This is a genomic window from Streptomyces sp. NPDC001194, assembly GCF_042896985.1.
In the GTDB taxonomy this organism is placed as follows: Bacteria; Actinomycetota; Actinomycetes; order Streptomycetales; family Streptomycetaceae; genus Streptomyces.
In genome coordinates, this window is the sequence record NZ_JBIAXU010000001.1 from 240,587 (window position 1) to 261,701 (window position 21,115).

Sequence of the window (21,115 nt, forward strand, 5' to 3'; positions counted from 1 at the left end):
CACGCACCCTGATGCCCCGCCCGCACGTCGGTCCGTGCCACCATCTTCCGGGCGGTGACTGGTGATACGTGATCAAGAAGAGACGGAAGTGACGACGAAGGAGCAGGGTGTGAGCCCTCCGGACGGCGCGGCTGAGGACGACGGCACGCGCCCTGACCCGCACCCCGGGTCCGGGAAGCTCCCCGACGAGCCTCCCGGCCGGGCCCGCGCCAAGGCCGGGGCGGAGCCCGCGGCCGACGCCGACGGGTCGCACGGGCATGCCTCCGCGTCCGCCGAACAGGTCGAGGTCGACGAGCCGCTGCTCGCCGCCCGCGTCCACCGCCCCTCGGACCTCGTGCGCCTGCTCGTCGGCGTCCTCGGCATCGCCGTCGTCCTCGCCATCGCCGCCTTCGCCCACCGCACCACCGCCGGACTCGAAGCCGACATCTCCCAGGGCACCGGCGCCGCGCCCGACCTGCTGATCAAGGTCGCCGGTCTGGTGTCCAGCATCGCCGTGCTGCTCGTGCCCGTGGCCTTCGCCATCGAGCGGCTGATCAAGCGGGACGGGCTGCGCATCGCCGACGGCGTGCTCGCCGCCGTCCTCGCCCACGGCGTCACCCTGGCCACCGACCTGTGGGTCTCCCAGGCCGCCTCCGACACCATCCAGGAGGCCCTCACCCGTCCCACCGGCATCGGCGGCCCCCTCACCGACCCGGTGCACGGCTACCTCGCGCCCGTCATCGCGTACATGACCGCCGTCGGCATGACCCGCAGGCCCCGCTGGCGGGTCGCGCTGTGGGTGGTCCTGCTGCTCGACGCCTTCGCGATGCTGGTCAGCGGCTACACCACCCCGTTCTCGATCATCCTGACCGTGCTCATCGGCTGGAGCGTCGCGTACGGGACCCTGTACGCCGTCGGCTCGCCGAACGTCCGTCCCACCGGGCAGACCCTCCTCGCCGGCCTGCGCCGGGTCGGCTTCAAGCCGGTCAGCGCCATGCGCGCGGAGCTCCCGGACGGCGCCGACGCCTCGGAGGTCAGCGACCGGGGCCGGCGCTACCACGTCACGCTGGAGGACGGACCGCCGCTCGACGTCACCGTCGTCGACCGCGAGCAGCAGGCGCACGGGTTCTTCTACCGGGTCTGGCGCCGGCTCACCCTGCGCGGCATCACGACGCGGCGCAGCCTGCAGTCGCTGCGCCAGGCGCTGGAGCAGGAGGCTCTCCTCGCGTACGCGGCCATCGCGGCCGGGGCCAACGCGCCGAAGCTGATCGCCACCTCCGAGCTCGGCCCGGACGCCGTGATGCTCGTCTACGAGCACCTGGACGGGCGGCCCCTCGACGCGCTCGCCGACGAGGAGATCACCGACGACCTGACCCGCAACACGTGGAAGCAGGTACGGGCCCTGCAGTCGCGGCGGATCGCCCACCGGCGGCTGACCGGCGACGCGCTCGTGGTGGATCGTTCCGGCAATGTCGTCCTCACCGACCTGCGCGGCGGCGAGATCGCGGCCGGGGACCTGGTGCTCCGGATGGACATCGCGCAGCTGCTGACCACGCTCGGCCTGCGGATCGGTGCCGAGCGCTCGGTGGCCGCGGCGGTGTCGGTGCTCGGCCCCGACGCGGTGGCGGACTGCCTGCCGCTGCTCCAGCCGATCGCGCTGAGCCGCTCCACGCGGGCCACGCTGCGCCGGCTGGCCCGGGAGCGGGCCGACCGGCAGCGGGAGGCCGTACTGGAGTCCTCGCGGGCGGCGAAGGCGGCGCGCGAGGCGGCTGCCGAGGAGGCCAGGCCGGACCGCAGGACGGGGAAGGCCGGCAAGGCCGGATCCAAGCCGGCGGCGACCACGGCGGCGGAGAAGAAGGCCGAGAAGAAGGCGCTGGACGACGCGCTCGACGGGGCCCGCGAGGAGGATCTGCTGAGCCAGATCCGCCAGCAGGTGCTGCTGATCCGCCCGCAGGCGCCGGTGGAGCCGGCCCGTCTGGAGCGGATCCGGCCGCGCACGCTGGTGTCCTTCATCGCGGGTGCGTTCGGTGCGTACTTCCTGCTGACGCAGCTGGCGCACGTGGACTTCACGACGATCGTCGGCGAGGCGCAGTGGGGCTGGGTGGGGGCCGCGCTGGCCTTCTCGGCGCTCACCTACTTCGCGGCGGCGATGAGCCTGCTGGGGTTCGTACCGGAGCGGGTGCCGTTCCTGCGGACGGTGGTCGCGCAGGTGGCGGGGTCGTTCGTGAAGCTCGTGGCGCCGGCGGCGGTCGGCGGTGTCGCGCTGAACACGCGGTTCCTGCAGCGGGCCGGGATCCGGCCGGGGCTGGCGGTGGCGAGCGTGGGCGCCTCGCAGCTGTTCGGTCTGGCGAGCCACATCCTGCTGCTGCTGGCCTTCGGCTACCTGACGGGCACGGAGAAGACCCCGGAGATGACGCCGTCCCGGACGGTCATCGCGGGTCTGCTGACGGTGGCCGTGCTGGTGCTGGTGGTGACGGCCGTGCCGTTCCTGCGGAAGTTCGTGGCGACCCGGGTGCGGGCGCTGTTCGCGGGTGTGGTGCCGCGCATGCTGGACGTGCTCCAGCGGCCGCAGAAGCTGATGACGGGCATCGGCGGCATGCTGCTGCTGACCGGCTGCTTCGTGATGTGCCTGGACGCGTCGATCCGGGCGTTCGGCGGCGGCCAGGCCATCAGCTACGCGAGCATCGCGGTGGTGTTCCTGGCCGGCAACGCCCTGGGGTCGGCGGCGCCGACACCGGGCGGCATCGGCGCGGTGGAGACCACGCTGACACTGGGTCTGATCGCGGCGGGTCTGGAGAAGGAGGTCGCCATCTCGGCGGTGCTCCTGTTCCGCCTGATGACGTTCTGGCTGCCGGTGCTGCCGGGCTGGCTGTCCTTCAACTACCTGACCCGGAAAGAGGCCATCTAGGCCGCGTCTTCGGCGGTGGGCCGGACCGGGCGGATCCGGCGGAGCCGGCCCGGCTCGGGCCGGCCCGGGCCGGGCCGGCTCCGGCCCGGGCCGGATCAGCGGCCGCCGAAGACCGGTACCAGCGTCGCCAGGAGCGCCGCCGAGCAGGCGATCTCGAGCGCGCCCACCACCGGGGGCCTCAGGGAGCGGCCCGGGAGGACGGCGGCCCGGGCCAGGTAGGCCGCGAACGGGATGGCGAGCCAGGGCGACAGGCAGGAGGCCACCGCCAGGGCCGCAGCGTGGTAGGCCACCGAAACCCGGCGGTACGCCCGCGAGTTCCGCTCCCGGATCATCGTCTTCACGTACGGCACCGTGCCCGCGAAGTACAGCAGGCAGGCCAGTGCCGGGCGCCAGGCCGCCGCGGCGGGCATCCCGCCCAGCCGGGCCGCCACCAGCAGCATCGCGCACGCCGGGACCACCGCCGCCAGGCCGTTGGCCACTGCCCGCTCGCGGCCGCGCCACGCGTACCAGGTGTTCACCGCGACGAACGGCGCCGCCGCCGCGGCCGCGGGCAGCAGCCACGGGTGCGCCGCCGCGACCGGCACGCCGAGCACCGCGCACGCGGCCCCCGGGACCAGCGCCGGCCGTACGTGCCGGGCCGCCGCGTCCGGCCGGCGGCGGGCGACGCGGCGCAGGCGCAGCCACTGCTGGCCGTGGAAGACGGCCGCGTACCCGAGCAGCCAGGCCGCGAAGAGCGCCGCGTGCGCCCACCCCGGCCGGGGGGCCGGCAGGGTTCCCGCCAGGAACGGCACGGTCAGCATGGCCCACGCGCCGTGCTGGTCCGGCAGCCAGGCGCTCCTTCTCCTCGGCACCGACCGCCTCCTGCCGCCGTTGATTGGAAATCCATCGCGTAATTTGCCGTGCCCTCTCGGGAGTTGGCGATTCCAGCCTGCCATCCACCCGTCCCGGAAAAGACCGGAATTAGGTCACGCCCGTACGGGACCTTTGTCATCGGATTCGGCCTTGCGGCGGGCGTAGCGTCGTGGACGGGTGCTTTTCCGCCACCCGTCACACCACCCGCCTGGAGGGTCGTCTTGCAGGATCGATTCGGACATCAGGGCGCCGCCGATTCACTGATCAGGGCGGGCAGTTTCTTCACGTCCTTCACGGGCGCGGAGGTGTCCGGGGACCTCCGCTCGGTCCACCGGACCGGCGGCCGGGCCGCCGAGGCCTTCTACCGGGACCGGTGGAGCCACGACAAGGTCGTCCACTCCACGCACGGCGTGAACTGCACCGGCTCGTGCCGGTGGAAGGTGTACGTCAAGGACGGGATCATCACCTGGGAGACCCAGGCCACCGACTACCCCTCCGTGGGCCCCGACCGCCCCGAGTACGAGCCCCGCGGCTGCCCGCGCGGCGCCTCCTTCTCCTGGTACTCGTACTCGCCGACGCGCGTGCGCCACCCGTACGTCCGCGGAGTGCTCCTGGAGGCGTACCGGGAGGCCAGGCGGCGGCTCGGCGATCCCGTGCTGGCCTGGGCCGACGTCCAGGCGGACCCGGAGCGCCGGCGCGCGTACCAGCGGGCCCGCGGCAAGGGCGGGCTCGTGCGCGCGAGCTGGGAGGAGGCGACCGAGATCGTCGCGGCCGCCCACGTGCACACCATCAAGGAGCACGGACCGGACCGCGTCGCCGGCTTCTCCCCGATCCCGGCGATGTCGATGGCCTCGCACGCCGCCGGGGCCCGCTTCCACTCCCTCATCGGCGCGCCGATGCTGAGCTTCTACGACTGGTACGCGGACCTGCCCGTCGCCTCGCCGCAGGTGTTCGGCGACCAGACGGACGTCCCCGAGTCGGGCGACTGGTGGGACGCCGCGTACCTGATGATGTGGGGCTCGAACGTCCCCGTGACCCGTACCCCGGACGCCCACTGGATGGCCGAGGCCCGCTACCGCGGCCAGAAGGTCGTCGCCGTCTCCCCCGATTACGCGGACAACACGAAATTCGCCGACGAATGGATGCACCCGCACCCCGGAACGGACGGTGCGCTCGCCCTCGCGATGGGCCACGTCATCCTCAAGGAATTCTTCGTCGAGAAGCAGACCCCTTTCTTCACGGATTACGTCCGGAAGTACACCGACCTCCCTTTCCTGGTGTCGCTGCGCGAAACCGACCAGGGGCTGGTTCCCGGCAAGTTCGTCACCGCCGCCGATCTCGGCCACGACACCGAGAACGCGCGGTGGAAGACCGTCCTCGTCGACGACGCGACCGGCGAGCCCGTCGTCCCGAACGGCACCCTGGGGCACCGGTGGGGCGAGAACGAGCGGCCCGAGTGGAACCTCGACCTCGGCGGCACCGTCCCCCGGCTGACCCTCCTCGCGGAGGGCGAGAGCGCCGAGGTCGTCCTCCCCCGCTTCGAGGACGACGAGCGCGGCGGCACGATCCGCCGCGGCGTCCCCGTGCGCCGCCTCGGCGGCCGGCTCGTCACCACCGTCTTCGACCTGATGCTGGCCCAGTACGGGGTCGCCCGCGCGGGGCTGCCCGGCGACTGGCCCTCCTCGTACGAGGACGCGGACGCCCCGGGCACCCCCGGCTGGCAGGAATCCCTGACCTCCGTGCCCGCCGCCCAGGCCGCCCGCGTGGCCCGGGAGTTCGCGGAGACGGCCGAGCGCTCGCAGGGCCGCTGCATGATCCTGATGGGCGCGGGGACGAACCACTGGTTCCACTCCGAGACCATCTACCGCGCCTTCCTCGCGCTCCTCACCCTCACCGGATGCCAGGGCCGCAACGGCGGCGGCTGGGGCCACTACGTCGGCCAGGAGAAGTGCCGCCCGGTCACCGGCTGGGCCACCCTCGCCGCCGCCTCCGACTGGTCGCGCCCGCCGCGCCAGATGATCGGCGCGGCCTGGTTCTACCTGCACACCGACCAGTGGCGCTACGACACCCTCCCGGCCGAGGCCCTCGCCTCCCCGCTCGCGGGCGGCGCCTTCGCCGGCATGACCGGCTCCGACTGCCTGGCCGCCAGCGCCCGGATGGGCTGGATGCCCTCGTACCCGACCTTCGACCGCAACCCCCTCGACCTGGGCGCCGGCCCCGATCCGGTCGCCGACGCCGTACGGGAGCTCAAGGCGGGCACGCTCGGCTTCGCCGGCGAGGACCCCGACGCGCCCGGCAACTGGCCGCGCGTGCTCAACGTATGGCGGGCCAACCTCCTCGGCTCCAGCTCCAAGGGGAACGAGTACTTCCTCAAGCACCTCCTCGGCACCCACTCCAACCTTCCCGACGACGGCCCGCGCTGCACGCCGAGGGACGTCACGTACCGCGAGGAGGACGTCGAGGGGAAGCTCGACCTGCTGATGAGCATGGACTTCCGCATGACCTCCACGACGCTGCTGTCCGACGTGGTGCTGCCGGCGGCCACCTGGTACGAGAAGCACGACCTGTCCTCCACGGACATGCACCCCTTCCTGCACGCGTTCACCCCGGCCGTGGACCCGCCGTGGCAGGCCCGGTCCGACTACGACGCCTTCCTCGGGATCGCCGAGCGGTTCGGCGAGCTCGCCGCGGAACACCTGGGCGTCCGCAGGGACCTGGTGGCGACCGCCCTCCAGCACGACACCCCCGGCGGCGAGATGGCCCAGCCCGGCGGGGTCGCGCTGGACTGGTCGAAGGGCGAGTGCGAGCCGGTGCCCGGCCGGACGATGTACGGCCTGGCGGTCGTCGAGCGCGACTACGGGGCCGTCGGCGAGAAGTTCGCCGCACTGGGCCCGCTCGTGGACACCCTCGGGGTCACCACCAAGGCCATCACCTACGACGTGGCCGAGGAGGTCGCGTACCTGCGTGAGAAGAACGGCACGGTGCGGGGCGGTACCGCCGACGGCCGGCCGCGCCTGGACACCGCGCAGCGCGCCTGCGAGGCGATCCTCTCCCTGTCGGGCACCTCCAACGGGCGCCTGGCCATGCAGGGGTTCGAGACCCTGGAGAAGCGGGTCGGCACGCACATGGCACACCTGGCCGCCGAGGCCGAGGGCAAGAGGATCACCTTCGCGGACACGCAGGCCCGCCCGGTCCCGGTGATCACCTCGCCCGAGTGGTCGGGATCGGAGGCGGGCGGGCGCCGCTACACGGCCTTCACCGTCAACACCGAGCACCTCAAGCCCTGGCACACCCTCACCGGGCGCCAGCACTTCTTCCTCGACCACGACTGGCTGCACGAGGTGGGCGAATCGCTGCCGGTCTACAAGCCTCCGCTGAACATGCACGCCCTGTACGGGGAACCGGAACTCGGCGTCGTCGACGGGAAGACGGTGGCCGTGCGCTACCTGACCCCGCACAACAAGTGGGCCATCCACAGCCAGTACCAGGACAACCTCTACATGATGACCCTGGGGCGCGGCGGCCAGACCGTGTGGATGTCCCCGCAGGACGCCGGGGCGATCGGCGTCCGGGACAACGACTGGATCGAGGCGGTCAACCGCAACGGCGTGGTCACCGCCCGCGCGATCGTCTCCCACAAGATGCCGCCCGGCACGGTGTACATGAACCACGCGCAGGAGCGGACGGTCGGCGTCCCGAAGACCGAGAAGACGGGCCGCCGCGGCGGCATCCACAACTCGCTGACCCGGGTGATGCTCAAGCCCACCCACCTGATCGGCGGCTACGCCCAGCTGACCTGGGCCTTCAACTACCTCGGCCCGACCGGCAACCAGCGCGACGAGGTGACGGTCATCCGCCGCCGCGACCAGAACGTGGAGTTCTAGACGATGACCCGACGCGAAGCGACTGTCGGACGAGTGATGGCACAGATCGCGATGGTCATGAACCTCGACAAGTGCATCGGCTGCCACACCTGCTCGGTCACCTGCAAACAGGCATGGACCAACCGGCAGGGCACCGAGTACGTCTGGTTCAACAACGTCGAGACCCTCCCCGGCCAGGGCTACCCGCGCCGCTGGGAGGACCAGGAGCGGTGGAAGGGCGGCTGGGAGCGCACGCGCTCGGGCCGGCTGCGGCTGCGCGCGGGCGGCCGGCTCGCCAAGCTCGGCAAGATCTTCGCCAACCCCGACCTGCCGGAGATCGAGGACTACTACCAGCCCTGGACGTACGAGTACAAGAACCTCACCGAGGCCCCGGCGGGCGACGACCTGCCGACCGCCCGGCCCGTCTCGCAGCTCACCGGCGAACCGATGGCCACGATCGAATGGGGCCCGAACTGGGACGACAACCTCGGCGGCGCCCCCGCGCACGCGCCCCGGGACCCGATCGTGGAGAAGATCCGCGACGAGGTCGGCGAGAAGATCCGCTTCGAGTTCGAGCAGAGCTTCATGTTCTACCTCCCCCGGATCTGCGAGCACTGCCTGAACCCGGCGTGCGTCTCGTCCTGCCCGTCCGGCGCGATGTACAAGCGCGAGGAGGACGGCATCGTCCTGGTGGACCAGGACACCTGCCGCGGCTGGCGGATGTGCGTGAGCGGATGCCCGTACAAGAAGGTGTACTTCAACCACCGCACCGGCAAGGCCGAGAAGTGCACGTTCTGCTTCCCCCGCATCGAGGTCGGCATGCCGACGGTGTGCTCGCAGACCTGCGTCGGCCGGATGCGCTACCTCGGCGTGATGCTGTACGACGCGGACAAGGTCGCCGGGGCCGCCGCCGTCTCGGACGAGCACGACCTCTACCCCGCCCAGGTGGAGTGCTTCCTCGACCCGCGCGACCCGGCGGTGATCGAGGCGGCCCGGCGCTCGGGCATCACGCGCGAGTGGCTGGACGCGGCCCGCCGCTCCCCCGTGTACGACCTGATCGCCACCTACCAGGTCGCCCTGCCGCTCCATCCGGAGTACCGGACGATGCCGATGGTCTGGTACGTCCCCCCGCTCTCCCCCGTCGTCGAGGCGGTCGCCGCGACCGGGAGCGACGGCGAGGACGCGGGCAACCTGTTCGGCGCGATCGAGGCCCTGCGCATCCCCGTCGAGTACCTCGCGGCGATCTTGACGGCGGGCGACACGTACGCCGTCGAGGCGGTGCTGCGGCGGATGGCGGCGATGCGCGCGTACATGCGGCGCGTCAACCTCGGCGAGGACCGGGACGAGTCGATCGCGAAGGCGGTGGGCCTGACGGGCGTCGAGATGGAGGACATGTTCCGGCTGCTCGCGGTCGCCAAGCAGGAGGACCGGTTCGTGGTCCCGAGCGCGGCGCGCGCCGACGCCGACGCGCTCGCGCAGACGCACCCGCTGGACGCCGCGTGCCCGGTCGGGGATCCCGCCGAGCCCCGGGTGATGCTCAATCTCGGTCCCACCAGAAGGAGTTCGTGAGCATGGGAACGATCGACGCGGGGAACCGGATGAGCGGCGACGCGCTGGTACGACTGGTCGCGGGCTGTGTCCTGCAGTACCCCGGCGACCACTTCCACGACGAGCTCCCCCGGCTGCGTGCGGCCCTCGCCGGCGCGCCCGCCGAACCGGCGGCGCTGCTCGGGGCCTTCCTCGACGAGGCCGAGGCGCTGACCCCCATCGAGCTGTGCGCCCGGTACACCGGGACGTTCGACACCCGCAACCGGCGCTGCCTCTACCTGACCTGGTGGGTGGACGGCGACACCCGCCGGCGCGGCCTGTCCCTGGTGCGGCTGAAGCGGATCTACCGGGACTTCGGCCTGGAGTTCGCGGGCGAGGAGCTGCCCGACTTCCTGCCGGTGGCGCTGGAGTTCGCGGCCCGCCGCGAGGAGGCCGGCGCCGAGCTGCTGCGGGAGTACCGGGCCGGGCTGGAGCTGCTGCGCCTCTCGCTCGCAGAGTCGCACTCCCCGTACGCCCGGGTCCTGGAGGCCGTCTGCGCGACGCTGCCGGGGCCCTCGCCCGCCACCAAGGCGGAGGCGAAGGCGCTCGCGAAGAACGGGCCGCCGCAGGAGCTGGTGGGCGCGGGCTCGGCGCTCGAACCCTTCGGGCCGGGGATCGACCGGCCCCTCGACCTGCCCGCCGACCTGCCGGTCGGCCTCCCCGTCGGCCCGCCGGCGGACTTCCCCGCCGACCTCCCGTGGCCCACGACACCCGAAAGGCGGACGGCCTGATGGACCTCTTCCTGTGGGGCGTACTGCCGTACGTCTCGGTCGCCCTGCTGATCGCGGGCACGGTCTGGCGCGCCCGCTTCGACGCGTTCGGCCGGACCAGCCACTCCTCGCAGCTGCACGAGTCCCGGCTGCTGCGGATCGGCTCGCCGCTCTTCCACTTCGGCATGCTGTTCGTGGTCCTCGGCCACGTCGTGGGCCTGCTGGTGCCGAAGAGCTGGACGGACGCGGCCGGGCTCGACGACCACGCCTACCACCTGCTGGCCGTCACGACGGGCGCGGCGGCCGGGGTCGCGGCCGCGGCGGGCATCGCGATCCTCGTGTACCGCCGGTTCACGGTCCCGGCGGTGCGCCGGTCGACGCTGCGCGGCGACCACCTGATGTACACGTTCCTGCTGGGCGCGATGGCGCTCGGGCTGACGGCCACGGCCCTCAACTCGACCGGCATGACGGACGGTTACGACTATCGCGACGGCGTCTCGCTCTGGTTCCGCAGCCTGTTCACCCTCACCCCCGACCACCACCTGATGGCGGCCGCGCCGCTCGCGTTCAAGGCGCACGTCCTGTTCGGGTTCACGCTGTTCGCGCTGATCCCGTACTCGCGGCTGGTGCACATGTTCTCGGCGCCCCTGAAGTACCTGTTCCGGCCGTACGTGGTCTACCGCAGGCGGGATCCGCAGCAGCTCGCCGACCGTCCGGACAGGCGCGGCTGGGAGCGCGTCTCGTGACCGCCGAAGGCGCCGGGCGGACCGTCGTCCGCCGCCCCCGGCACGCCATCGCCGAGCGCCCGTTCATCGTGATCTGGGAGGCCACCCGGGCCTGCCCGCTGGCCTGTCTGCACTGCCGGGCCGAGGCGCAGACCGCCCGCCACCCCGAGGAGCTCGACGGGGCCGGCGCCCGCCGGGTGATGGACCAGGTCGCCGCCTTCGGGCGGCCGGCCCCGCTGTTCGTGATCACCGGCGGGGACCCCTTCCAGCGCCCCGACCTGACCGACCTCGTCGCGTACGGGACCTCCCTCGGGCTGCGCGTCGCGGTCTCCCCCTCCGGTACGCCGACGCTGACGCGCGAGCGGCTCGCGGCGGTGCGGGACGCGGGGGCGGTCGCCGTCTCCCTCTCGCTCGACGGCTCGACGGCGCGGCGGCACGACGCGTTCCGGGGCGTGCCCGGGGTCTACGGGCAGACCCTGGAAGGCTGGCGGGCGGCGCGGGAACTCGGGCTCAAGGTCCAGATCAACACGACGGTGTCCCGGCACTCCCTGGCGGACCTGGCGGACATCGCGGCGCTGGTCGGGCGGGAGGGCGCGATGCTGTGGTCCGGCTTCGTCCTGGTCCCGGCGGGCCGCGGCGGGCGGCTGGACTCCCTCGACCCCGGCGAGGTCGAGGACGTACTGCACTTCCTCTACGACTGCGGGGCCGTGCTCGCCACGAAGACGACGGAGGGCCACCACTTCCGGCGCGTCGCCCTCCAGCGGACGGTCCTGGAGGCGCGCGGCGAGCGGCCGGCGCTCGGACGGCTGTACGGGCGCCTGTCGGCGCGGGCCGCTGAGCTCGGGCTGTTCGACGGTGCCCGCCGCACCGCCCGCCGGCCGCCGATGGACGTCTCCTCGGGACGGGGCTTCGTCTTCGTCTCGCACACCGGGGAGGTCCACCCGAGCGGCTTCCTGCCCGTTTCGGCGGGCAACGTGAAGAACCGTCCGCTGACCGGGATCTACCGGGACTCGGCCCTGTTCACGACGTTGCGGGACCCGTCGCTGCTGGGCGGCACGTGCGGCCGGTGCGAGTTCAAGGAGGTGTGCGGGGGCTCGCGCTCGCGGGCGTACGGGTGCACGGGAGACGTGCTCGCGGCGGACCCGTACTGCGCGTACGAGCCGGGCAGCTTCCCGTACCCGGAGGAGCTCGGGGCCCTGACGGCGCCGGCGGCACCGACGGCACCGACGGCTCCGGCGGCTCTGGCCGAAAGCACGAAGCACCAGCGCCGCCCGTCCTCCTACGCTCGGCAGGGGAAGACGGCGGCACGAGGGAGAAACGAATGCGCTCGGTGATCGTCATAGGCGGCGGGATCAGCGGACTGGCGGCGGCGTGGCAGCTGCGCGGCCACGCCGATGTCACGGTGCTGGAGAGCCACACCAAGGTCGGCGGGAAGCTCCGCACCGGCACCATCGCCGGGATCGCCGTGGACGAGGGTGCGGAGTCCCTGATGGCGCTGCGCCCTGAAGCGGTGGAGCTGGCCTGCGCGGTCGGACTCGGCGACGCCCTGTGCGACCCCGCGAAGGCCCCCACCACGATCTGGACCGACGGCGGGCTGCGACCGCTGCCGCCCGGCCACGTCATGGGCATCCCCACGGACCCGACGGCGCTGACGGGCGCGGGCCTGCTCTCCCCCGAGGGCATCGCCCGTGCGATGGCGGAGGAGACGCTTCCCGCGACCCCCCTGGCGGAGGACTGCTCGGTGGCGCAGTACCTCACCGCCCGCTTCGGCCGGGAGACGGTGGACCGGCTGGTCGAGCCCCTGCTCGGCGGGGTCTACGCGGGCAGCGCCGACCGCCTCTCGCTGCGCGCGGCCATGCCCCGCATCGCGGCGCTGGCCGAGCAGGGCGGCCCCCTCCTCCCCGCCCTGCGCCGGATGCGGGCCGCGGGCGCCCCGCGCTCCGCCCCCGTGGCCGTCCAGGGCGTCGCCGGCGGCACGGACCGCTTCCCCCGGGCCGTCGCCGAGGCCTGTGGGGCCCGCGTCCTGACGGCGACGACGGCCCGCTCCCTGCACCGCCTGCCCGGCGACCGCTGGCGGGTCTCGGCGATGACGGGCGACGGCCCCCTGACGATGGAGTCGGACGCGGTCGTCCTGGCCGTCCCGGCGTACGAGGCGGCGCAGCTGCTGCGCCCGCACTCGCCGCTCGCCGAGGAGGAACTGTCGGCGATCCCCCACGCGTCGACGGCGGTCGTCACGATGGCCTTCGCCCGCTCGCGGGCCCATTTCCTCCCGACGGGCAACGGCTTCCTGGTCCCGCCGGTCGACGGCCACCTGCTCAAGGCGGCCTCGTTCCTCTCCAACAAGTGGCCGTGGCTGCACGCTTCGGCCCCCGAGATGTTCGTCCTGCGCGCCTCGATGGGCCGCGCGGGCGAAGAGAGCGCGCTCGCCCGCCCGGACCGCCACCTGATCCGCGCGGCCATCGCCGAACTCCACCGCGCGGTGGGCCCGATGGGCGAACCGGTGGCGGCCCGCGTCACGCGCTGGAACCACGGCCTCCCCCAGTACGCCGTGGGCCACCACGCCCGCGTCGCCCGCATCCGCGAGGCCACGTCGAAGCTCCCCGGCCTGGCCGTGTGCGGCGCGGCGTACGAGGGAGTAGGGGTGGCGGCCTGCGTGGCCACGGCACGCAAAGCAGCCCACCAACTCCTCACCCGCCCCTGACCGCGTCCGAGGCCGGGGTCCGGCGGAATCGGAGGGCATGTCCACCGGCGACGTCAATCACGACCCCGCCCCGGCCGGAGGCCGGGTGGCGCGGTCCGCCGGCCAAGATCACCCTGGTCGGCGGCGGAGCGGGGCGGATCGGCCTCAAGGAACTGCTCGTCAGCGTTCCCGGCCACTGAAACCGCCAGGTCGTCCCTGGCCGGGGCACCCCAATGGGTCAGCGCGGGGGCGGGGTGGGGGTGGGGGTCTCAGGATGGGGGTATGGGTCGAAACTTGGTGCGGGGTGCCGTGGCCGTCGTCGTCGCCTTCGGGCTGGCCGGGGTCGGCGGGTGCTCCGACAGCGGCGAAGGCAAGCCCAAGGCCGGGGGGACCCCGGGGGCCGTGCCCCTGAAGTGGGGGGAGTGCACCGCTCCGGACGCCGCCGAAGGCGGCGGGCAGGCGCCGCCCAAGGACTGGGAGTGCGCCACGCTCCACGTGCCCCTCGACTACGCCAAGCCCGAGGGCGAGACGATCCCGCTCGCGCTGATCCGGGCCAAGGCCCGGGACAAGGACAAGAGGCTCGGCTCGCTCGTGTTCAACTTCGGCGGCCCCGGGGGGTCCGGGATCAGTACGCTGCCGGGCGCCGCCAAGGAGTACGAGGCGCTGCGGGCCCGGTACGACCTCGTGAGCTTCGACCCGCGCGGCGTCGGGCGCAGCGCCCCCGTCGAGTGCGAGGACGACAAGCAGCTCGACGCCTATTACGCGCAGGACTCCTCGCCCGAGACCCCCCAGGAGGAGAAGACCTACCTGGCGAACCTCGAGAAGTACCGACAGGCGTGCAAGGACAAGTCCGGGCACCTGCTGCCCCACGTCGGCACCGAGAACGCCGCCCGCGACCTCGACCGGATCCGGCAGGCCCTCGGCGACGAGAAGCTGAACTACTTCGGGATCTCCTACGGAACCGAGCTCGGCGGGGTCTACGCCCACCTCTTCCCCAAGAACGTCGGCCGGGCCGTCTTCGACGCCGTCGTCGATCCGACCCAGACCTCCGAGGAGGGCGCGCTCGGCCAGGCCAAGGGGTTCCAGCTCGCCCTCGGCAACTTCGCGCAGGACTGCGTGAACCGCGGCGACGAGTGCCGGCTCCAGGGCAGCACCGCCAAGGAGATCGAGGACAACATCATCAAGCTGCAGAAGAGCCTGGCCGGCAAGCCCATCCCCGGCATCGGCGGCCGGATGCTCACCGACTCCGCCGCCACCAACGGCATCGCCCAGGCCCTGTACTCCAAGGAGCTGTGGCCGCTGCTGGAGCAGGGGCTGGACGAGGCCGAAGGCGGGCAGGGGCAGTTGCTGATGGCACTGTCCGACGCACTCAACGGCCGCGACCAGCAAGGTCGTTACAGCAACATCGGCGCCGCCAACACGGCGATCAACTGCGCCGACTCCAAGGGCCGGTACACGCTGGCGCAGACGAAGGCGAAGCTGCCCGACTTCCGCGCCGCCTCCCCCGTCTTCGGGGACTTCCTCGGCTGGGCCATGATGAGCTGCACCGACTGGCCCGTCCCGGGCGCCTGGGACACCCCGGACGTCTCGGCCCCCGGTTCGGCGCCCATCCTGGTGATCGGCAACACCGGCGACCCGGCCACCCCGTACGAGGGCGCCCGCAAGATGGTGGAGCGGCTCGGCCCCGGCGTGGGCGTGGAGCTCACGTACAAGGGCGAGGGGCACGGCGCCTACAACAGCGGCGACAAGTGCGTGCAGGCCGCGGTCAACGGCTATCTGCTGGACGGGAAGGTGCCCCCCGCCGACACCGTCTGCACCCCGGCCTGACAAGCGAGAAGGCCCTTACCGCCGCCCGTCGGCGGAGTAAGGGCCTTCTGTCGTCCCGCCCGTCTAGTAGACCGGCTTCTCGGGCTCGATCTGGTGGACCCAGCCGATCACGCCGCCGCCCACGTGCACCGCGTCCGCGAAGCCCGCGGACTTCAGGACCGCGAGGACTTCCGCACTGCGGACACCCGTCTTGCAGTGCAAGACGATGCGCTTGTCCTGCGGGAGGTCCTGGAGGGCGGTGCCCATCAGGAACTCGCCCTTGGGGATCAGCTTCGCGCCGGGGATCGAGACGATCTCGTACTCGTTCTTCTCGCGGACGTCGATGATCTCGATCGGCTCGTCGCTGTCGATCCACTCCTTGAGCTGCTTCGGAGTGATCGTGGAGCCGGCGGCCGCCTCCTGGGCCTCTTCCGACACGACGCCGCAGAAGGCCTCGTAGTCGATGAGCTCGGTGACCGTCGCGTTCGGACCGCAGACCGCGCAGTCGGGGTCCTTGCGGACCTTGACCTGGCGGTACTGCATCTCCAGGGCGTCGTAGATCATCAGGCGGCCGACGAGCGGCTCGCCGACGCCGGTGAGGACCTTGATGGCCTCCGTCACCTGGATGGAGCCGATGGACGCGCAGAGCACGCCCAGGACGCCGCCCTCGGCGCAGCTCGGGACCATGCCCGGCGGCGGGGGCTCCGGGTACAGGCAGCGGTAGCACGGACCGTGCTCGGACCAGAAGACCGAGGCCTGGCCGTCGAAGCGGTAGATCGAACCCCACACGTACGGCTTGTTCAGCAGCACGCAGGCGTCGTTGACGAGGTAGCGCGTGGCGAAGTTGTCCGTGCCGTCGACGATGAGGTCGTACTGGCTGAAGATCTCCATCACGTTCTCGGCTTCGAGCCGCTCTTCGTGAAGGACCACGTTGACGTACGGGTTGATGCCCAGCACGCTGTCGCGCGCGGACTCGGCCTTGGAACGGCCGATGTCCGCCTGACTGTGGATGATCTGGCGCTGGAGGTTCGACTCGTCGACCTCGTCGAACTCCACGATGCCCAGCGTGCCGACGCCGGCCGCGGCCAGGTACATGAGGGCGGGGGAGCCGAGGCCGCCCGCGCCCACGGCCAGCACCTTGGCGTTCTTCAGGCGCTTCTGGCCGTCCATCCCGACGTCCGGGATGATCAGGTGGCGGGAGTACCGACGGACCTCGTCAACGGTGAGCTCAGCAGCTGGCTCGACCAGGGGTGGCAGCGACACGGGGACTCCGTAGATGGTTACGTCGTAACGGTGGTTCTTCCCGTAACACTGCCACGCCCTTCTTCATTCCGAGACACCCGGTCCGATCCGCGAGACGATTTCGTCCCAGTACGCGGGCAGCGAGGCCCACGGATCGCGGCCGGCGGCCCCGCCCCGGTCGGTGAACCAGATCGTGCCGGCGCCCTGCCAGCGGGCGATCCGCACCGCCTCCTCCAGGTGCGTCTGCGGCACCCCGTGGACCAGGTGGCAGAAGCGCTCGGGCGGGTGCTCGGCGGTCCACTCCGCCACCTGCGACCACCGGTAGTCGGCCCATGCCCCGGAGAAGGTGACCAGCTGGTCCGCGGCCTCCGCATACCCCTCGTACGGGTGCGTGCCGTGGCCCAGCACGATGCGGAGGTCCTCGCCGAGGCCGCGCAGGGCGTCGGTGACCCGGCGCACGGCGGCCAGTTCGTCCCGGTCCGCCGGGACGTCGGCCAGGTAGAAACCGCCGACCCGGTACCAGTCGCGGAAGCGGTGGGCGTCGGAGACCAGCTCGCCGAACGAGCGGGATCCGTCTCGCATCGCGAGATGGCCGAGTACGGTCCCGCCGGCCTCGCGGAGCTTGCCCGCGGCCTCCGTGCAGTGCGGATCGGGCCGGCCGCCCGGCCCGTCCGTGACGTTGAGCACCGTCCAGTGCAGCGGGGTCCCGGGCCGGGTCAGTTCGGCCCACTCGACCGGCGCGAGCAGCGGGTGCGCGTACCCGGGGGCGCCGAGGCCGAGCCGGCCCGCATCGGTGGCGGCGGCCGCCGTGGCCGCGGTCGTCAGATGCGGCACGCCGCCTCCATCCAGATGTCCGCGAGGGACTCCTCCAGGTTGATCCGGGGCCGCCAGCCCAGCCGGTCCCGGGCCGTGCGCACATCGGCCTGCTGCCAGGCGCCGCAGCCGTCGGGGTACGGGTACGGGGGCGTCGCGGCGCCGCCGGCGAGCTGCTCGGCCGTCGCCTCGGAGCGCGGGGAGCCGATGGCGGCGAGCCCCGGAGGCCGGCCGCCGCCCTGGTGGCCGTGGCCGTGCCCGAGCCCGTGGCCCGGGCCGAGTCCGTGGCCCTGACCGTGGCCCGGCCCGTGCTGGCCCTGCTGCGGCAGGTCCAGCTCGTGCAGGGCGCCTCCGTATCCGGCGACCCTGGCCAGGACCGCGGCCGCGTCGCGCAGCCGGACCGCGCGCCCGGTGCCGATGTTGACGACGCCCTGGGCGGCGGAGAGCGAGGCGGCGTGCACGGCCCGCGCCACGTCCCGTACGTCCACGAAGTCGCGCTGCACGCCGAGCCCGCTGAGCTTGAGCTCGCCGTCCCCGTTCTGCATGGCGCGGCGCATGGCCTCGGCGAGCCGGCCGAGCGGGGATCCGGCGGGGGTGCCGGGCCCGACGGGCGAGAAGATCCGCAGGACGACCGCGTCCAGCCCCGAACCGAGGACCAGCTCGGTGGCGGCCAGCTTGCTGACGCCGTACGGGCCGCCAGGTCTCGGCACGGCGTCCTCGGCCGTGGACGATCCGGGCTGGCTGGGCCCGTACTCGGCGGCGCAGCCCAGCTGGACGAGACGGGCCCCGCAGCCGCTGCGGCGCAGGGATTCGCAGATGGTGGCCACGGCGACGGTGTTGTGCCGGGTCAGCTCCCGGGCCCCGCCGCGGGTGGCCCCGGCGCAGTTGATGACGACGCCGGGGTGGACGGCGTCCAGGAACCGGGTGAGGGCGCCCGGGCTGCCGGTGGCGAGGTCGAAGCGGACGTCCGCGTCGTCACCGCGGCCGAGCGCGGTGAGCTGGACGGCGGGGTCGGCGAGCAGCCGGTCGGCGACGTAGCGGCCGAGGTATCCGTTGGCTCCGATCAGCAGCACCCTCATCGCGCGGCCCCTTGGTTGGTTGGCTGGCCGGTCATCCTGTGTCTCCTTGGTCGATGGTCGGGGGTCGGGGTTGGTGGGGGTGGGGGTGGGGCGGGTACGGCTCCGAAGAGCGGCGGCGGGAAAGGGGAGGCGGCGGCCGGGCTCAGGGCCGGGCGTGCGCGGACGCCCGGGACAGCGCGAGGACGGCGTGTACGAGGAGCACCGCCGCGGCGGCGGACACCGCCGGCGGGGTCGGCACCAGGGCGAGGGCCAGGGCCGCGGCGACGGGCCCGCGCGGAGCCCCGTGCCCGAGCAGCAGGCGGGTCAGGAACAGCAGCACGGCGAGCGGTACGGCGACGCCGAGCGGGGTCCCGGCGAGCGCGGCCGCCCCCGCGGCGGCCGCGGCGAAGGCCAGGACGGCCGCGACGAGCAGCGGCCGGGCACGGTCGGCGAAGTCCTCCAGGGCCCGGCTCCCCGCGAGCCGGCTCCGGGCGCGGGCGGCGAACACGGCGCCGACCACGTGTCCGGGGGCCGCGGCCAGGGCGAGGCCGGCCCCGAGCGCGGTGCCGCCGCGGTACACCGCCCAGCCCACGACGGCCGCGGCGAGCAGCAGCACGGCATACGGGAACCGGCCGGAGGCGGGCCGCCCGGGCCCGGCGGGCCACACCAGGGCGGTGACGGCGGCGAGAGCGGCGACGGGGCCCGCGAACGGCGTCCCGGCCGCGCTCGCCCCCAGCGCGAGGGCTCCGGGGAGCACCGCGTACCCGAAGCCCCGTAAGGCCCGGGCGTCGCGGGGCCGGGCGGCGGAGGGCGCGGTCGGCTCGTCCCCGCGCGGGGTGCGGGCGTAGAGCTCCTCGGCGAGCGAGAACACGTCCCGGTGCCGGAAGCGCGCGGCGGTGCGGTCGGTGATGCCCTGCACCTCCAGCCCCGCGGCGATCTCCAGCGGGTCCACGGCCCGCTCGCAGAGCGCCCGGTGGCGGTGCAGCAGCGCCTTGACGGGGTCCCCGGCGGCCCGGCGGCGGGGGGCCGGGGCGACGGGGGCGGCTTCGTCCAGGGTCATACGGTCGCCTCCGTGGCCGTGGTGGTGGTCGTACCCGGGGTCTTCGCGGCCACGGCGCCCTGGGCCGTCGCCGAAGGCGCGCCCGGGGCCGGGGCCGCGGCCGGGGCCCCGGCGGCGGGAGCTGCAGGAGCAGGGACGGGAACAGGGACGGGAACAGGGACAGGAGCGGCGGGAGCCGAAGCGCCGGCCGGAGCCGGGCCCCCTGCCCGGTCCGCCCCCGGCTCCGCCCACGTCGGGCTCGTCCAGTGCCCCGGGACCCGCGCCTCCAGCGGCTGTTCGAACGGGACCCCGCCCTCCGCCCGGGCCGGTCCGCGGGCCAGCAGCTGGAGGTAGATCTCGCGGAAGGCGGCCACGTTCTGCTCGACGGTGAACAGCTCCAGGGCCCGTGCCCGGGCGGCAGCGCCGAGCCGCAGGGCCCGTTCGGGATCCCGCAGCAGCGACAGGCAGGCGTCGGCCAGCGCCCGCGGATTGCGCGGCGGGACGACGAGCCCCGTACCGCCGATGACCTCGCACACGGCGCCGACGTCGGTGGAGACGGTGGCCCGGCCGCAGAGCATCGCCTCGGCGAGCGTGATCGGGAAGCCCTCGATCACCGAGGACAGCACGACCACCCGTCCCGAGCCGTAGGCGTGCGCCGGCGTCGGGACCTCGGGGCCGCCGATCTCCTCGAAGGTGACGGGGTTCTCCCCGACGGTGACGGCGTCGGCGGCCTCGTCGGGGAAGAGCTGCGCGGCGAGCGAGCGGCAGTCGGCGAGGTAGCCGGGGACCGCGGCGGTCGCGAAGATCCGCAGCCGGGTTCCGGGCGCGGCCCGGCGCACCTCGGCGAAGGCGTGCAGCAGGGCGATCAGGTCCTTGGCCGGCTCTATCCGGCCGACCCAGACCAGGGTGTCGGGGTCCCCGCCGCCGGGGTCCTCCCCGACGGTGGCGAATCGGTCCGCCTCCATCCCCGGGTACACCGTCCGCAGCCGGTCGCGGGTGGCGCCGCAGCGCTCCTGCCAGCGCCGGGCGTGCGCGTTGCCGGGGGTGAGGAGGTCGGCCTCGGCGTAGATCTCGGAGGCCAGCCGCATGTGGAAGGCCGCGAGCAGCGCCCGTACGGCGGGTCTCGGCGCGGCCCCCCGCCCGCCGGTGCCTCCGGCGGCCGGGGGGTCCGCCGCGTGTTCCAGGTAGTGGGCCCGGAGCTGGACCCCGTACTCGGTGACCAGCAGCGGAACCCCGAAGAAGCGTTTGGCCAGCAGGCCGGGGAGCGCGGCGATCCCGCCCGCCGCCGCGTGGCAGACGTCGACCTCGCGCAGGTCCTCGTACCAGTCGAGGGACAACGGCCGCAGCAGCCGCTCCAGTTCGTCGACGAAGTCGAGCAGGTCGGCCACCTGGGCGCGCTGTACGGAGCGCCGTGCGCCGGGGGCCCGGCAGCCGGACTCGACCGCCCGGACCGCGGTCTCGGAGCGCAGGGCCGCATACAACCCGCCTTGTTCGCGGGCGAGTTCGGCCAGTCCGTACAGTCCCGCGGCGAAGGGCCCGGGCTCCGGCTCGCCCGCGCAGATCCCGCGGACCAGCTCCTTGAAGCTGTCGGCGAAGCGCCGGCGCTCACGCCGGGAGTACGTGCGCCCGTCGTCCGCCGGGGCCCAGAGCGGGGCGGTCCAGACGCGGGTGACGTGCTCGGGGAGGACGACCCGGCCGCGTTCTTCCTGCTCGGCGCTGCGGCTCAGCGCGTACAGCTCGAACTCGTGCTGCGGCAGCCCGCGGACCAGCCGGTCGCACCACAGCCGCGCTTCTCCCGTCGCATACGGATAACCACCTTCCGTGAGCAGTCCGATCCGCACGAGTGGCACCCC

At 73.6% G+C, this 21,115-nt stretch carries 14 protein-coding genes; 8 read left to right on the forward strand and 6 right to left on the reverse strand.

What is annotated here, in order from left to right:
* Nucleotides 1-88: 88 nt before the first annotated feature.
* Entirely contained in the window at nt 89-2,887 is a 2,799-nt protein-coding gene (locus ACFY1T_RS01155) for a YbhN family protein (protein ID WP_390786465.1), read from the forward strand.
* 95 nt (nt 2,888-2,982) lie between these two features.
* Here the strand turns inward: ACFY1T_RS01155 and ACFY1T_RS01160 are convergent, their stop codons facing one another.
* Entirely contained in the window at nt 2,983-3,738 is a 756-nt protein-coding gene (locus ACFY1T_RS01160) for a YwiC-like family protein (protein ID WP_390786466.1), read from the reverse strand.
* Nucleotides 3,739-3,960: 222 nt separating this feature from the next.
* On the opposite strand from ACFY1T_RS01160, the gene ACFY1T_RS01165 reads away from it, so the two are divergent.
* The 7 genes from ACFY1T_RS01165 to ACFY1T_RS01195 all read left to right on the forward strand — a co-directional run bounded on the left by ACFY1T_RS01165 (nt 3,961) and on the right by ACFY1T_RS01195 (nt 15,131).
* Nucleotides 3,961-7,623, forward strand: a complete 3,663-nt coding sequence (locus ACFY1T_RS01165) for a nitrate reductase subunit alpha (protein WP_390786467.1) — start codon at nt 3,961-3,963, stop codon at nt 7,621-7,623.
* Between the two features lie 3 nt (nt 7,624-7,626).
* Complete coding sequence (gene narH, locus ACFY1T_RS01170; RefSeq protein WP_390786468.1) at nt 7,627-9,171, forward strand: nitrate reductase subunit beta; 1,545 nt, start codon at nt 7,627-7,629, stop codon at nt 9,169-9,171.
* Between the two features lie 2 nt (nt 9,172-9,173).
* Nucleotides 9,174-9,920, forward strand: a complete 747-nt coding sequence (gene narJ / locus ACFY1T_RS01175) for a nitrate reductase molybdenum cofactor assembly chaperone (RefSeq protein ID WP_390786469.1) — start codon at nt 9,174-9,176, stop codon at nt 9,918-9,920.
* A complete protein-coding gene (gene narI / locus ACFY1T_RS01180; RefSeq protein ID WP_390786470.1) occupies nt 9,920-10,645 on the forward strand; it encodes a respiratory nitrate reductase subunit gamma in 726 nt (241 codons plus the stop codon). The genes narJ and narI overlap by 1 nt, the downstream gene beginning before the upstream one ends.
* Nucleotides 10,642-11,958 (forward strand): TIGR04053 family radical SAM/SPASM domain-containing protein, encoded by a 1,317-nt coding sequence (locus ACFY1T_RS01185; RefSeq protein WP_390786471.1) that lies wholly within the window; start codon nt 10,642-10,644, stop codon nt 11,956-11,958. Before narI ends, ACFY1T_RS01185 begins: the two co-directional genes overlap by 4 nt.
* Entirely contained in the window at nt 11,946-13,325 is a 1,380-nt protein-coding gene (hemG, locus tag ACFY1T_RS01190; RefSeq protein WP_390786472.1) for a protoporphyrinogen oxidase, read from the forward strand. The genes ACFY1T_RS01185 and hemG overlap by 13 nt, the downstream gene beginning before the upstream one ends.
* A 261-nt stretch (nt 13,326-13,586) precedes the next feature.
* Nucleotides 13,587-15,131, forward strand: a complete 1,545-nt coding sequence (locus ACFY1T_RS01195; RefSeq protein WP_390786473.1) for an alpha/beta hydrolase — start codon at nt 13,587-13,589, stop codon at nt 15,129-15,131.
* Between the two features lie 63 nt (nt 15,132-15,194).
* On the opposite strand, the gene moeZ is transcribed toward ACFY1T_RS01195, so the two are convergent.
* From moeZ to pelF, 5 genes are all read right to left on the reverse strand, one after another.
* Nucleotides 15,195-16,373: an adenylyltransferase/sulfurtransferase MoeZ gene (gene moeZ, locus ACFY1T_RS01200; protein ID WP_030859466.1), complete on the reverse strand. Its 1,179-nt coding sequence runs from the start codon at nt 16,371-16,373 to the stop codon at nt 15,195-15,197.
* A gap of 63 nt (nt 16,374-16,436) precedes the next feature.
* On the reverse strand, nt 16,437-17,186 hold the full coding sequence (locus ACFY1T_RS01205) for a spherulation-specific family 4 protein (RefSeq protein ID WP_390786474.1): 750 nt from the start codon (nt 17,184-17,186) through the stop codon (nt 16,437-16,439).
* The gene (locus ACFY1T_RS01210; protein WP_390786475.1) at nt 17,174-18,244 is read right to left on the reverse strand and encodes an NAD-dependent epimerase/dehydratase family protein; all 1,071 of its coding nucleotides are present in this window, start codon (nt 18,242-18,244) and stop codon (nt 17,174-17,176) included. Before ACFY1T_RS01210 ends, ACFY1T_RS01205 begins: the two co-directional genes overlap by 13 nt.
* Before the next feature lie 142 nt (nt 18,245-18,386).
* Entirely contained in the window at nt 18,387-19,283 is an 897-nt protein-coding gene (locus ACFY1T_RS01215; protein ID WP_390786476.1) for a hypothetical protein, read from the reverse strand.
* On the reverse strand, nt 19,280-21,103 hold the full coding sequence (pelF, locus tag ACFY1T_RS01220) for a GT4 family glycosyltransferase PelF (protein WP_390786936.1): 1,824 nt from the start codon (nt 21,101-21,103) through the stop codon (nt 19,280-19,282). Before pelF ends, ACFY1T_RS01215 begins: the two co-directional genes overlap by 4 nt.
* Nucleotides 21,104-21,115 lie beyond the last annotated feature (12 nt).